This window comes from Pseudomonas sp. HMSC065H01 (genome assembly GCF_001815235.1).
Classification (GTDB): domain Bacteria; phylum Pseudomonadota; class Gammaproteobacteria; order Pseudomonadales; family Pseudomonadaceae; genus Pseudomonas; species Pseudomonas aeruginosa.
This window is the reverse complement of record NZ_KV819937.1, coordinates 487,090-500,569: the sequence shown is the minus strand read 5'-3', so window position 1 is coordinate 500,569 and position 13,480 is coordinate 487,090. Positions and strand designations below refer to the sequence as shown.

Annotated in this window: 11 protein-coding genes; all 11 read left to right on the top strand. The window is 66.9% G+C overall.

The annotated features are described in order from the left end of the window. Positions 1-96: 96 nt before the first annotated feature. The 11 genes from aroQ to retS all read left to right on the top strand — a co-directional run bounded on the left by aroQ (position 97) and on the right by retS (position 13,250). Positions 97-540, top strand: a complete 444-nt coding sequence (aroQ, locus tag HMPREF3014_RS31765; protein ID WP_003095385.1) for a type II 3-dehydroquinate dehydratase — start codon at positions 97-99, stop codon at positions 538-540. Positions 541-563: 23 nt separating this feature from the next. Beyond that, positions 564-1,034: an acetyl-CoA carboxylase biotin carboxyl carrier protein gene (gene accB, locus HMPREF3014_RS31760; RefSeq protein WP_003110495.1), complete on the top strand. Its 471-nt coding sequence runs from the start codon at positions 564-566 to the stop codon at positions 1,032-1,034. Between the two features lie 17 nt (positions 1,035-1,051). Further along, on the top strand, positions 1,052-2,401 hold the full coding sequence (gene accC, locus HMPREF3014_RS31755; protein ID WP_003095391.1) for an acetyl-CoA carboxylase biotin carboxylase subunit: 1,350 nt from the start codon (positions 1,052-1,054) through the stop codon (positions 2,399-2,401). A 110-nt stretch (positions 2,402-2,511) separates the two neighbouring features. Then, entirely contained in the window at positions 2,512-3,378 is an 867-nt protein-coding gene (locus tag HMPREF3014_RS31750) for an EI24 domain-containing protein (protein WP_004347772.1), read from the top strand. A gap of 80 nt (positions 3,379-3,458) precedes the next feature. After that, positions 3,459-4,343, top strand: a complete 885-nt coding sequence (gene prmA / locus HMPREF3014_RS31745; protein ID WP_003107506.1) for a 50S ribosomal protein L11 methyltransferase — start codon at positions 3,459-3,461, stop codon at positions 4,341-4,343. 95 nt (positions 4,344-4,438) lie between these two features. Then, on the top strand, positions 4,439-5,716 hold the full coding sequence (locus tag HMPREF3014_RS31740; protein ID WP_003161322.1) for a DUF3426 domain-containing protein: 1,278 nt from the start codon (positions 4,439-4,441) through the stop codon (positions 5,714-5,716). Between the two features lie 203 nt (positions 5,717-5,919). After that, positions 5,920-6,918 carry a tRNA dihydrouridine synthase DusB gene (dusB, locus tag HMPREF3014_RS31735; protein ID WP_003095402.1) on the top strand — a complete coding sequence of 333 codons (999 nt, stop codon included), beginning with the start codon at positions 5,920-5,922 and terminating at the stop codon, positions 6,916-6,918. Next, complete coding sequence (gene fis / locus HMPREF3014_RS31730) at positions 6,915-7,238, top strand: DNA-binding transcriptional regulator Fis (RefSeq protein ID WP_003121116.1); 324 nt, start codon at positions 6,915-6,917, stop codon at positions 7,236-7,238. The genes dusB and fis overlap by 4 nt, the downstream gene beginning before the upstream one ends. A gap of 79 nt (positions 7,239-7,317) precedes the next feature. Further along, positions 7,318-8,925 carry a bifunctional phosphoribosylaminoimidazolecarboxamide formyltransferase/IMP cyclohydrolase gene (purH, locus tag HMPREF3014_RS31725; protein WP_003105151.1) on the top strand — a complete coding sequence of 536 codons (1,608 nt, stop codon included), beginning with the start codon at positions 7,318-7,320 and terminating at the stop codon, positions 8,923-8,925. Between the two features lie 103 nt (positions 8,926-9,028). Further along, a complete protein-coding gene (purD, locus tag HMPREF3014_RS31720; protein WP_003121117.1) occupies positions 9,029-10,318 on the top strand; it encodes a phosphoribosylamine--glycine ligase in 1,290 nt (429 codons plus the stop codon). A 103-nt stretch (positions 10,319-10,421) separates the two neighbouring features. Continuing rightward, positions 10,422-13,250 (top strand): hybrid sensor histidine kinase/response regulator RetS, encoded by a 2,829-nt coding sequence (retS, locus tag HMPREF3014_RS31715; RefSeq protein ID WP_023087850.1) that lies wholly within the window; start codon positions 10,422-10,424, stop codon positions 13,248-13,250. Positions 13,251-13,480 lie beyond the last annotated feature (230 nt).

Here is a 13,480-nt window from a genome sequence, read left to right as displayed (position 1 = left end):
TCTACTGCAATCTAACAGTGACTGGACAGTCATACGGAAATTCCGGCATAGTGCCCGCTTGCCGTTTGCAGCCTGTACAGGACAATCAACAAGACAATGGCGACCCTCCTCGTATTGCACGGGCCGAATCTGAACCTGCTGGGCACCCGCGAGCCCGGCACCTACGGTTCGACCACCCTCGGGCAGATCAACCAGGACCTCGAGCGCCGCGCCCGCGAAGCCGGCCACCACCTGCTGCATCTGCAAAGCAACGCCGAATACGAACTGATCGACCGGATCCATGCCGCGCGCGACGAAGGCGTGGACTTCATCATCATCAATCCGGCGGCATTCACCCATACCAGCGTCGCGTTACGTGACGCGCTGCTTGCGGTGAGCATCCCATTCATCGAAGTGCACCTGTCGAACGTGCACAAACGTGAACCTTTCCGGCATCACTCCTACTTCTCCGACGTGGCGGTAGGGGTGATCTGCGGTCTCGGCGCCACAGGCTACCGCCTGGCCCTGGAATCCGCCCTTGAACAACTTCAACGCCCCTGACCTCACTGGGAGTGCTAGCGCTAATGGACATTCGTAAAGTCAAGAAACTGATCGAGCTGCTGGAAGAGTCCGGTATCGACGAGCTGGAAATCCGCGAAGGCGAAGAGTCGGTACGCATCAGCCGCCACAGCAAGACCGCCGCCCAGCCGGTGTACGCACAGGCTCCGGCCTTCGCCGCTCCGGTCGCCGCGCCGGCGCCGGCAGCCGCCGCTCCGGCCGCCGCTGCCGCGGAAAGCGCCCCGGCCGCGCCGAAGCTGAACGGCAACGTGGTTCGCTCGCCGATGGTCGGCACCTTCTACCGCGCCGCCTCGCCGACCTCGGCCAACTTCGTCGAAGTCGGCCAGAGCGTGAAGAAAGGCGACATCCTGTGCATCGTCGAAGCCATGAAGATGATGAACCACATCGAAGCCGAAGTTAGCGGCACCATCGAGTCGATCCTGGTGGAGAACGGCCAGCCGGTTGAGTTCGACCAGCCGCTGTTCACCATCGTCTAAGCCGCGGGGAACCTGCGATGTTGGAAAAAGTGCTGATCGCCAACCGCGGCGAAATCGCCTTGCGCATCCTTCGCGCATGCAAGGAGCTGGGGATCAAGACGGTGGCGGTACACTCCACCGCCGACCGCGAGTTGATGCACCTGTCGCTCGCCGACGAATCGGTGTGCATCGGTCCGGCCCCGGCCACCCAGTCGTACCTGCAGATCCCGGCGATCATCGCCGCGGCCGAGGTCACCGGCGCCACCGCGATCCACCCCGGCTACGGCTTCCTCGCCGAGAACGCCGACTTCGCCGAGCAGATCGAACGCTCCGGCTTCACCTTCGTCGGCCCGACCGCCGAGGTGATCCGCCTGATGGGCGACAAGGTCTCGGCCAAGGACGCCATGAAGCGCGCCGGCGTCCCCACCGTGCCGGGCTCCGACGGCCCGCTGCCGGAAGATGAAGAAACCGCCCTGGCGATCGCCCGCGAGGTCGGCTACCCGGTGATCATCAAGGCCGCCGGCGGCGGCGGTGGTCGCGGCATGCGCGTGGTCTACGACGAATCCGAGCTGATCAAGTCGGCCAAGCTGACCCGCACCGAGGCCGGCGCGGCGTTCGGCAACCCGATGGTCTACCTGGAGAAGTTCCTGACCAACCCGCGCCACGTGGAAGTCCAGGTGCTTTCCGACGGCCAGGGCAACGCCATCCACCTCGGCGACCGCGACTGCTCCCTGCAGCGCCGCCACCAGAAGGTGATCGAAGAGGCGCCGGCCCCCGGCATCGACGAGAAGGCTCGCCAGGAAGTCTTCGCCCGCTGCGTCCAGGCCTGCATCGAGATCGGCTACCGCGGCGCCGGCACCTTCGAGTTCCTCTACGAGAACGGCCGCTTCTACTTCATCGAGATGAACACTCGCGTGCAGGTGGAGCACCCGGTATCTGAGATGGTCACCGGTGTCGACATCGTCAAGGAGATGCTGCGCATCGCCTCCGGCGAGAAGCTCTCGATCCGCCAGGAGGACGTGGTCATCCGCGGCCATGCGCTGGAATGCCGGATCAACGCCGAAGACCCGAAGACCTTCATGCCCAGCCCGGGCAAGGTCAAGCACTTCCACGCCCCCGGCGGCAACGGCGTGCGCGTCGACTCGCACCTCTACAGCGGCTACAGCGTGCCGCCGAACTACGACTCGCTGGTCGGCAAGGTCATCACCTACGGTGCCGACCGCGACGAGGCGCTGGCGCGGATGCGCAATGCCCTGGACGAGTTGATCGTCGACGGTATCAAGACCAATACCGAACTGCACAAGGACCTGGTGCGCGACGCCGCCTTCTGCAAGGGCGGGGTGAACATCCATTACCTGGAGAAGAAACTGGGTATGGACAAGCACTGATCCGTCAGTCGCTGCGCACAAGGGCTGCCTCCGGGCGGCCCTTGTCGTTTCCGCCTGCCGGCCGCCCCAACGGTGCTATCCTCGTCGCCCCTCCACCACCGGACTCCTGCATGGAACGCATCCGCCGCTGGTACCGCCAATCGCTGGCCGCCGCGACCGAGGCCGCGACCTGCTTCGCCCTGGGTTTCAGGGAAAGCCTGCAACCCGCCGCACTCTTCCGCTCCGCGAGCCTGTGCATTCTCGTCAGCGTGCTGTGCACCTGGCTGTTCGTGCATTTCTTCGAACCGATCATCCGCCTCTGCGGCTGGGCCGCGCTGTACACGGCATTCAGCGTGGCCAACTTCGCCCTGATCCCCAGCGGCTCGCTGATCGAGGCCGGCAGCGGTGGCCCGTACTTCGATCCGCTGGCGGCCTTCAACGGCCTGGCGGGACTGGCGCAACTGGCGTTCTATTTCGTCGGCTATGCCGCGCTGTTCTTCGTCGTCCTGTACGCCGCCAGCATCGTCTTCGGCATCCGCCTGGGCCTGCGCATCGGCCTGCTCGGACAACTGAAGGAACAGGTCCGCCAACGCTACCCGCGACTGGCACCTGCCTCCGGCGAAAGGATCTCGCTGTGGCGTGCCGCCGGCTTCCGCCTGGCACCCTGGCTGGGCGTTTCCGGATCGATCCTGGTCGGCCTGCTGGTTCCGCTCTACAACGGTGTACTCCTGCTGCTGGCGCTGGCCTACCTGAACATCCGCTTCCTGCTGCCCGCCACGCTGGCCGGGCTGGCCGATGCCGGCGAGCAGCTCGCCGTACTTCGTGCTCGCCGCGGCAGCCTGTTGCTGTTCGGCCTGCTGATACTGCTCCTGGCGCTGGTGCCGCTGCTCAACCTGCTGCTGCCGGCGGTGCTCGGCGGCGGTACCTGCCACCTGGCCAATCGCGGCCTGGCGCAACTGCGCGGCGAGGCCACGGCAGAGAGTGGCAGCGCCGGCTAGCCTCAAGTAAGCTTGCGCGGTGGAAAACGGGTCGCCCCTGGGCGGCCCGTTTCGTTTACAGCCGCAACAGAGGTCGCCCCATGCCCTGGTTACAAGTTCGCCTGGCCATCACCCCGGAACAGGCCGAAACCTACGAAGACGCCCTGCTCGAAGTCGGCGCCGTCTCCGTGACCTTCATGGACGCCGAAGACCAGCCGATCTTCGAGCCGGACCTCGGCACCACCCCGCTGTGGTCGCGCACCCACCTGCTGGCGCTGTTCGAAGCGGACACCGACGAGACCGCCCTGCTCGCCCACCTCGCCTTGCTTACCGGCGGCGACCTGCCCGAGCACCATGTCGAGGAAATCGCCGACCAGGATTGGGAACGCAGCTGGATGGACAACTTCCAGCCGATGCGTTTCGGCCGCCGCCTGTGGATCGTGCCGAGCTGGCACGCCGCCCCCGAGCCGGACGCGGTCAACCTGCTGCTCGATCCGGGCCTGGCCTTCGGCACCGGCACCCACCCGACCACCGCGCTGTGCCTGGAATGGCTCGACGGCCAGGAACTGGCCGGCCGGCAGGTGCTCGACTTCGGTTGCGGCTCGGGAATCCTCGCCATCGCCGCGCTGCTGCTCGGCGCCGAACGGGCGGTCGGCACCGACATCGATCCACAGGCCCTGGAAGCCTCGCGCGACAATGCCTCGCGCAACGGTATCGAGCCCGCGCGGTTCCCTGTCTACCTGCCGGCGGACCTGCCGCAGCGACAGGCCGACGTGCTGGTCGCCAATATCCTCGCCGGCCCGCTGGTTTCCCTCGCCCCGCAACTGACCGGCCTGGTACGTCCCGGCGGCCTGCTGGCGCTGTCCGGCATCCTCGCCGAGCAGGCCGCGGAGGTCCGCGCGGCCTACTCCGCACACTTCGATCTCGACCCGACCGCCGAGCGCGAAGGCTGGATCCGCATCAGCGGCCGCCGCCGCGCCGATTGATGGCGCGCCGCCAGCCACCACTGATCCCGCCCCACTGCCTTCGTGCAAGAAGCTTGGGGTAGACTAGCCGCCGGATTTTCCCTACGGATCGCCGCATGAGCGAAAGCGTCATCACCCAATGTCCCCATTGCAGCACCAGTTTCCGCGTCAACGACGCGCAACTGGGCGCCGCCAATGGCGCGGTCCGCTGCGGCACCTGCCTGAAAGTCTTCAACGCCCTGCAACACCAGGTCGGTGGCGCGCCGCGCGCGAACGCTCCTTCGGCAGCCGAAGCGAAGCCGGCCGCCGCTCCGCCACCCGCGCCCAGCGTCGCGGCCGCCACCTCGGCCGCGCCCCCGGCAGCGCGCCCGCGCGACGAAACCCTGTGGATCCATGACGACCTCGACCTGGACAGCCTCAACCTCGACGAGGAACTGGCCAAGCTCGACGAATTCGAGCTGAACCAGGAATTCTCCAGCATCGAGAAGGCCCCGCGACCGGCGGAAAGCCTGCTGGCGCGCCGCGACGACGAACGCGATCCACATGACGAACGCTGGGCCGAGGCGCTGATCGCCGATGCCGAACCGGCCCAGCCGGCGCGCGGCAATCCGCGCCAGGAACCGAGCCTCGGCGAACCGCTGGCGGAAGAGCGGGTATCCTTCGTGCCGCTGCGCCGCGCCGAGGATCCGCCGGAACTTCGCCTCAGCCTCGATGACGACGATGACGACGAGCCCAGCCTCGGCAAGCGCCGCCACGGCCTGAGCGCCCTGGATGAAGACGACGAGGAAAGCGCCGAGGAACAGTCCGTCGCGCCCCTGGGCAGCGCCCGCAAACCGGACGAGGCGCCGGTCGAGAGTCTCGACCAGTTGCGCGACGAGCCGCTGCAACTGGCCTGGGAGAAGCCCCGGCGCCAATGGCCGCGGCGTCTCGGCTGGCTGCTGCTGATCCTGCTGGCGCTGGGCGGTCTCGCCGCTCAGTACATCGCCTACCATTTCGACGAACTGGCGCGCCAGGACGCCTATCGCCCCTGGTTCGCCCAGCTCTGCCCGGAAATCGGCTGCACCCTTCCCTCCAAGGTCGACGTGGAGCAGATCAGGAGCAGCAACCTGGTGGTCCGCAGCCATCCCGAATTCAGCGGCGCGCTGGTGGTCGACGCGATCATCTACAATCGCGCCAGCTTCTCGCAGCCGTTCCCGCTGCTGGAACTGCGCTTCGCCGACCTCAACGGCCACCTCATCGCCAATCGCCGCTTCAAGCCCGGCGAGTACCTCGGCGGCGAGCTGGCCGGACGAACGGAAATGCCACCGCAGGTACCGATCCACGTGTCGCTGGACATCCTCGACCCGGGTCCGAAGGCGGTGAACTACAGCCTGAGCTTCCATTCCCCGGAGTGACCGGAAAGACCTCGCCGGTCGCCGCCGGGCCGCTACGCCCACCCGCTCGCGCGGAGCGCCAGGCGCAAGTGCCGCTCGTCTTCCAACTGTAAGAACTAAGGAATCGGCTGTTCAGAATTTATCCAAAACAGCCTTTATCCGGTCATCCAGAGCGGGTATCATGCCCTCCCTTTTTTCGCAGCACCGCAAGACAGGGAAGCCCCATGTCGGTGGTACGCATCGGCCCATATACACTGCCCAACAGACTGATCCTCGCGCCGATGGCCGGGGTGACCGATCGTCCGTTCCGTCAGCTTTGCCGTCGCCTTGGCGCCGGGATGGTGGTATCGGAGATGGTGACCAGCGACGTCCGCCTGTGGAACAGCCGCAAGTCGCGCCTGCGCCTGATCCACGATGGCGAGGACGAGCCGCGCTCGGTGCAGATCGCCGGCGGCGATCCGGCCATGCTGGCCGAGGCCGCGCAGCGCAATGTGGAACTCGGTGCGCAGATCATCGACATCAACATGGGCTGCCCGGCGAAGAAGGTATGCAACAAGGCAGCGGGGTCCGCCCTGCTGCGGGACGAGGCGCTGGTCGCCGAGATCCTCGATGCCGTGGTCAGGGCGGTCGACGTACCGGTCACCCTGAAGATCCGGACCGGCTGGGACCGGGACAACCGTAACGGCGTCACCGTCGCGAAGCTCGCCGAACAGGCGGGGATCCAGGCTCTTGCGGTGCATGGCCGGACCCGCGCCGACCTGTACACCGGGGAGGCGGAGTACGAGACCATCGCGGCGATCAAGCAGGCCGTGTCGATACCGGTGTTCGCCAATGGCGACATCGATTCGCCGGAAAAGGCCAGGAAAGTCATCGAGCAGACCGGGGTGGATGCCCTGCTGATCGGTCGGGCCGCCCAGGGAAGACCGTGGATTTTCCGCGAGATCGACCATTACCTGCGGACCGGCGAGCACCTGCCGGCGGCGCCGCTTCCCGAAGTGCAGAGCATCCTGCTCGAACACCTCGCGGAGCTGCACCTTTTTTATGGGGAAGAAATGGGTGTGCGGATCGCCCGCAAGCATGTGGGGTGGTATCTCGCGACTCTGCCGGGCGCAAGGGAATTCCGCGCCCAGTTCAATCGCTTGCAGGACACGGATGCGCAGTGCGCCAGCGTCAGGCAGTTCTTCGCCGAGCGCCAGAACAACGGAACAGGGGTGGCCGCATGACAACGATGACGACCGAGACTTTAGTGAGTGGAACAACGCCCGTGAGCGACAACGCCAACCTGAAACAGCACCTCACCACGCCGACGCAAGAAGGGCAGACCCTGCGCGACAGCGTGGAGAAGGCATTGCACAACTACTTCGCCCACCTCGAAGGGCAGCCGGTCACGGACGTTTACAACATGGTGCTCTGCGAAGTCGAAGCGCCGCTGCTGGAAACCGTCATGAACCACGTCAAGGGGAACCAGACCAAGGCCTCCGAGCTACTCGGCCTGAACCGCGGGACCCTGCGCAAGAAACTCAAGCAATACGATCTTCTTTAAGAGCGGCGGCGGGCTCCGGCCAAGGGCGCGCGTCCCGGCCGGCACCCGCGGCCGGAAGCCAGCCCTCAGGACCCTTGCAATGACCGACCAAACCACCCGCCTGCCCATCCGCCGCGCGCTGATCAGCGTTTCCGACAAGACCGGCGTCGTCGACTTCGCCCGTGAGCTGGTCGCCCTCGGCGTGGAAATCCTTTCCACCGGCGGCACCTACAAGCTGCTCCGGGACAACGGCATCTCTGCCGTGGAAGTGGCCGACTACACCGGCTTCCCGGAAATGATGGACGGTCGGGTGAAGACCCTGCACCCGAAGGTGCATGGCGGTATCCTCGGTCGCCGCGACCTCGACGGCGCGGTCATGGAGCAGCACGGCATCAAGCCGATCGACCTGGTGGCGGTCAACCTGTATCCCTTCGAGGCCACGGTGGCCCGGCCCGACTGCGACCTGCCTACCGCCATCGAGAACATCGACATCGGCGGGCCGACCATGGTCCGTTCGGCGGCGAAGAACCACAAGGATGTCGCCATCGTGGTCAATGCCGGCGACTACGCCGCCGTGATCGAATCCCTCAAGGCCGGCGGCCTGACCTACGCCCAGCGTTTCGACCTGGCCCTCAAGGCGTTCGAGCACACCTCCGCCTACGACGGCATGATCGCCAACTACCTGGGTACCATCGACCAGACCCGCGATACCCTAGGCACCGCCGACCGCGGCGCCTTCCCGCGCACCTTCAACAGCCAGTTCGTCAAGGCCCAGGAAATGCGCTACGGCGAGAACCCGCACCAGAGCGCGGCGTTCTACGTCGAGGCGAAGAAGGGCGAGGCCAGCGTCTCCACCGCCATCCAGTTGCAGGGCAAGGAACTGTCGTTCAACAACGTCGCCGACACCGACGCCGCCCTGGAATGCGTGAAGAGCTTCCTCAAGCCGGCCTGCGTGATCGTCAAGCATGCCAACCCCTGCGGCGTCGCCGTGGTGCCGGAAGACGAAGGCGGCATCCGCAAGGCCTACGACCTGGCCTACGCCACCGATAGCGAATCGGCGTTCGGCGGCATCATCGCCTTCAACCGCGAGCTGGACGGCGAAACCGCCAAGGCCATCGTCGAGCGCCAGTTCGTCGAGGTGATCATCGCGCCGAAGATTTCCGCCGCCGCCCGCGAGGTGGTCGCCGCCAAGGCCAACGTACGCCTGCTCGAATGCGGCGAATGGCCAGCCGAGCGCGCCCCGGGCTGGGACTTCAAGCGGGTCAACGGCGGCCTGCTGGTACAGAGCCGCGACATCGGCATGATCAAGGCCGAGGACCTGAAGATCGTCACTCGCCGCGCGCCCACCGAGCAGGAGATCCACGACCTGATCTTCGCCTGGAAGGTGGCCAAATTCGTCAAGTCCAACGCCATCGTCTACGCCAGGAACCGCCAGACCGTCGGCGTCGGCGCCGGCCAGATGAGCCGGGTCAACTCCGCACGGATCGCCGCGATCAAGGCCGAGCACGCCGGCCTGGAAGTGAAAGGCGCGGTGATGGCTTCCGACGCCTTCTTCCCGTTCCGCGACGGCATCGACAACGCGGCCAAGGCCGGCATCACCGCGGTGATCCAGCCGGGCGGCTCGATGCGCGACAACGAAGTGATCGCGGCGGCCGACGAGGCGGATATCGCGATGGTGTTCACTGGCATGCGCCATTTCCGCCATTGAGTATCACGGCGGCTGAGCGCGATGCGGTCAGCCGCCCTACCCACGAATTTCACGCAGGGCGGATAACGCGGCGCGTTACCCGCCGTTGCGCCAGGAGAACCCCATGAACGTACTCATCATCGGCAGCGGCGGTCGTGAACATGCCCTGGCCTGGAAAGTCGCCCAGGACCCGCGCGTGGCGAAGGTCTTCGTCGCCCCGGGCAACGCCGGCACCGCCACCGAAGCCAAGTGCGAGAACGTCGCCATCGACGTGCTGGCCCTGGAGCAACTGGCCGACTTCGCCGCGAAGAACGTCCAGTTGACCATCGTCGGTCCCGAGGCGCCGCTGGTGGCAGGCGTGGTCGACCTGTTCCGCGAGCGCGGCCTGGATATCTTCGGCCCGACCGCCGGCGCCGCCCAGCTGGAAGGCTCGAAGGCCTTCACCAAGGACTTCCTCGCCCGCCACCGGATCCCCACCGCCGCCTATCGCAACTTCACCGAGGTCGAGCCGGCCCTGGCCTACCTGCGCGAGCAGGGCGCACCCATCGTCATCAAGGCCGATGGCCTGGCCGCGGGCAAGGGCGTGATCGTCGCCATGAACCTGGACGAAGCCGAAGCCGCCGTGCGCGACATGCTCGCCGGCAATGCCTTCGGCGACGCCGGCTCGCGCGTGGTGATCGAGGAGTTCCTCGATGGCGAGGAGGCCAGCTTCATCGTCATGGTCGACGGCCAGAACGTGCTGCCGATGGCCACCAGCCAGGACCACAAGCGCGTCGGCGATGGCGACAGCGGGCCGAACACCGGCGGCATGGGCGCCTACTCGCCGGCCCCGGTGGTCACCGCCGAGGTCCACCAGCGGGTGCTGGACGAAGTGATCTACCCGACCGTGCGCGGCATGGCCGAGGAAGGCAACGTCTATACCGGCTTCCTCTATGCCGGCCTGATGATCGACAAGAGCGGCGCGCCCAAGGTCATCGAATTCAACTGCCGCTTCGGCGATCCGGAAACCCAGCCGATCATGGTCCGCCTGGAGTCCTCCCTGGTCCTGCTGGTCGAGGCCGCCCTGGCCAAGGCGCTGGACAAGGTCGAGGCGACCTGGGACCCGCGTCCGACCGTGGGCGTGGTACTGGCCGCCGGCGGCTATCCGGGCGACTACGCCAAGGGCGAGGTCATCGAAGGCCTGGCCGAGGCCGCCGCGCTGGACGGCAAGGTGTTCCACGCCGGCACCGCGCTGAAGGATGGCCAGGTGGTCACCTCCGGCGGCCGCGTGCTCTGTGCCACCGCCATCGGCGAGAGCGTGTCCGCCGCCCAGCAACAGGCCTATCGCCTGGCCGAGAAGATCCGCTGGAACGGCTGCTTCTACCGCAAGGACATCGGCTACCGTGCCATCGCCCGCGAGCGCGGCGAGTCCTGACCGGGCCCGAAGCCGCGGGCGCCGCACGGCGCTTCCGCGGCCTATGCCGTTGCCACGGCCACTTGGCTATAATCCGGCCATTCACCTTCGAAGGGACTTCGCCGTGGTACGGCTTCGGATCGCCATAGGACTACTCGTCAGCTTCCTGCTGCTTCTGCTCGGTCCGATGTCGCCGGCGGTCGCGGACGACGCCGGCGTTTCCAGCGTTCCCCTGCAAACCACCGCCACCACCCCCAGCGTCAACCAGAACTGGCGCCTGCTGCGCGACGAGAGCGCGCAACTGCGGATCGCCGACGTCCTCCAGCGCAAGGAGCAGTTCCGCCCGCTGGCCAAGCGCTCCTTCATCTTCCCCGCCAGCCCCCAGGCGGTCTGGCTGCAGGTCCAGCTTCCCGCGCAGAAGGTGCCGAGCTGGCTGTGGATCTTCGCCCCGCGGGTGCAGTACCTGGACTACTACCTGGTGCAGGACGGCCAACTGGTGCGGGACCAGCACACCGGCGAGTCGCGACCGTTCCAGGAGCGCCCGCTGCCCTCGCGCTCCTACCTGTTCTCGCTGCCGGTCGACGGCAAACCGATGACCCTGTACGTGCGGATGACCTCCAACCATCCGCTGATGGCCTGGTTCGACCAGATCGACGAAGCCGGCCTGGTCGGCCTGGAGAAGCCCGCCTACGCCTTCGGCATGCTGCTCGGCGGCATGCTCCTGCTGCTGATGTACAACCTGATCCGCTTCGCCTACTCGCGCAGCGCCAGCAGCCTGTGGCTGGCGGCGGTGCACGCGGCGCTGGCGGTCTGCGCCGCGGCGAACCTGGGGCTGGTGGCGTTCTGGCTGCCGGGACTCAAGTTCAACCAGTCGCTGACCGCCGACCTCGGCGCCCTCGGCGCCGCGGTGAGCCTGCTGTGGTTCGCCTGCAGCTTCTTCCGCGGCACTGCGGAAAGCCGCCTGAACCGCCTCCTGCAAGGCGAGGCGCTGTTGATCCTGGCGGTCGGCGCGATCATCGCCTTCACCCAGCAACTCTGGTTCAGCTGGCTGATCTACCTGCTGGTGATCCTCAGTTCGCTCAGCGTCCCGCTGATCGCGGCCTGGCACTGGTATCGCGGCTACCAGCCGGCGCGCCTGATCGTTGCCGGGATGATCGTGTTCAACGCCGGCTTCATGGTGTTCCTGCCGGTACTGTTCGGCACCAAGCAACTCGATCCGGGCTGGCTGGTGCTCGGCGTGTTCAGCTTCGCCACCCTCGCCGGGCTGGTCCTGAGCGTCTCGCTCACCGAACGCCAGCGGCTGATCCAGCAGCTCAACCTGCAACAGCGCACCAGCGAGGCGGCGCACACCGCGGAATTGCAGACCAAGGCCGAGTTCCTGGCCAAGATCAGCCACGAGATCCGCACGCCCATGAACGGCGTGCTGGGGATGACCGAACTGCTCCTCGGCACCCCGTTGTCGGCGAAGCAGCGCGACTACGTGCAGACCATCCACAGCGCCGGCAACGAGCTGCTCACGCTGATCAACGAGATCCTCGACATCTCCAAGCTGGAGTCCGGGCAGATCGAGCTGGACGAAGTGCAGTTCGACCTCAACGCGTTGATCGAGGACTGCCTGGATATCTTCCGGGTCAAGGCCGAGCAGCAGCGCATCGAGCTGATCAGCTTCACCCAGCCGCAGGTGCCGCGGGTCATCGGCGGCGATCCGACGCGCCTGCGCCAGGTGGTCCTGAGCCTGCTGGACAACGCGTTCAAGCAGACCGAGGAAGGCGAGATCCTGCTGGTGGTGGCCCTCGACCACCAGGGCGAGACGCCACGCCTGCGCATCGCCGTGCAGGACAGCGGCCACCCGTTCGACGCCAAGGAGCGCGAGGCGCTGCTCACCGCCGAGCTGCACAGCGGCGACTTCCTTTCCGCCAGCAAGCTCGGCAGCCACCTCGGCCTGATCATCGCCCGCCAACTGGTGCGGCTGATGGGCGGGGAGTTCGGCATCCAGTCCGGCAGCAGCCAGGGCACCACCCTGTCGCTGACCCTGCCGCTCGACCCGCAGCAGCTGGAGAACCCCACCGCCGACCTCGACGGCCCGCTGCAGGGCGCCCGGCTGCTGGTGGTGGACGACAACGAAACCTGCCGCAAGGTGCTGGTGCAGCAGTGCAGCGGCTGGGGCCTGAACGTCAGCGCGGTGTCGTCCGGCAAGGAGGCGCTGGCCCAGTTGCGCACCAAGGCGCACCTGCGCGAGTACTTCGACGTGGTCCTGCTCGACCAGGACATGCCCGGCATGACCGGCATGCAACTGGCGGCGAAGATCAAGGAAGACCCCAACCTCAACCACGACATCCTGCTGATCATGCTCACCGGGATCAGCAACGCGCCGAGCAAGATCATCGCCCGCAACGCCGGGATCAAGCGCATCCTGGCCAAGCCGGTGGCCGGCTACACGCTGAAGGCGACCCTCGCCGACGAACTCGCCCAGCGCGGCGTCAGCGGCGTCACCAACTACCTGCAACCGGCCAAGGAAGCGCAGGCGCCGAGCCTGCCGAGCGACTTCCGGATCCTCGTCGCCGAGGACAACAGCATCTCCACCAAGGTCATCCGCGGCATGTTGAACAAGCTCAACCTCCAGCCGGACACCGCCAGCAACGGCCAGGAGGCGCTCAGCGCGATGAAGGCGACCCAGTACGACCTGGTGCTGATGGACTGCGAGATGCCGGTTCTGGACGGCTTCTCCGCCACCGAGCAGCTCCGCGCCTGGGAAGCCCACGAACAGCGCCCGCATACCCCGGTGGTGGCGCTCACCGCGCACATCCTCAGCGAACACAAGGAACGCGCGCGGCTGGTCGGCATGGACGGGCACATGGCCAAGCCGGTGGAGCTGTCGCAATTGCGTGAGCTGATCGCCTACTGGGTCGGCGAACGCGATCGCCGCCGCCAGGGCGACGCCCTGCCCTCCTGAGGGCAGCGACGTGCTCCGGCGCTGCACCCGGCCTCCGCCACGGCGGATAACCGCACGCGGCTATTCGCCCTACGCCCCGGTGGTCCCGGCTCCCGTAGGGCGCATGACGCCAACGGCGTTATCCGCCGATACCGCCACTTCCGCCACGGCGGATAACCGCACGCGGTTATTCGCCCTACGCCCCGGTGGTCCCGCCTCCCGTAGGGCGCATAACGCCAACGGCGTTATCC

Excerpts from the sequence above, each read along its gene's own strand:
- fis (WP_003121116.1), top strand. The coding sequence starts at position 6,915 with ATGACAACGATGACGACCGAGACTTTAGTGAGTGGAACAACGCCCGTG.
- purH (WP_003105151.1), top strand. The coding sequence starts at position 7,318 with ATGACCGACCAAACCACCCGCCTGCCCATCCGCCGCGCGCTGATCAGC.
- purD (WP_003121117.1), top strand. The coding sequence starts at position 9,029 with ATGAACGTACTCATCATCGGCAGCGGCGGTCGTGAACATGCCCTGGCC.
- aroQ (WP_003095385.1), top strand. The coding sequence starts at position 97 with ATGGCGACCCTCCTCGTATTGCACGGGCCGAATCTGAACCTGCTGGGC.
- HMPREF3014_RS31740 (WP_003161322.1), top strand. The coding sequence starts at position 4,439 with ATGAGCGAAAGCGTCATCACCCAATGTCCCCATTGCAGCACCAGTTTC.
- accB (WP_003110495.1), top strand. The coding sequence starts at position 564 with ATGGACATTCGTAAAGTCAAGAAACTGATCGAGCTGCTGGAAGAGTCC.
- HMPREF3014_RS31750 (WP_004347772.1), top strand. The coding sequence starts at position 2,512 with ATGGAACGCATCCGCCGCTGGTACCGCCAATCGCTGGCCGCCGCGACC.
- accC (WP_003095391.1), top strand. The coding sequence starts at position 1,052 with ATGTTGGAAAAAGTGCTGATCGCCAACCGCGGCGAAATCGCCTTGCGC.
- prmA (WP_003107506.1), top strand. The coding sequence starts at position 3,459 with ATGCCCTGGTTACAAGTTCGCCTGGCCATCACCCCGGAACAGGCCGAA.
- dusB (WP_003095402.1), top strand. The coding sequence starts at position 5,920 with ATGTCGGTGGTACGCATCGGCCCATATACACTGCCCAACAGACTGATC.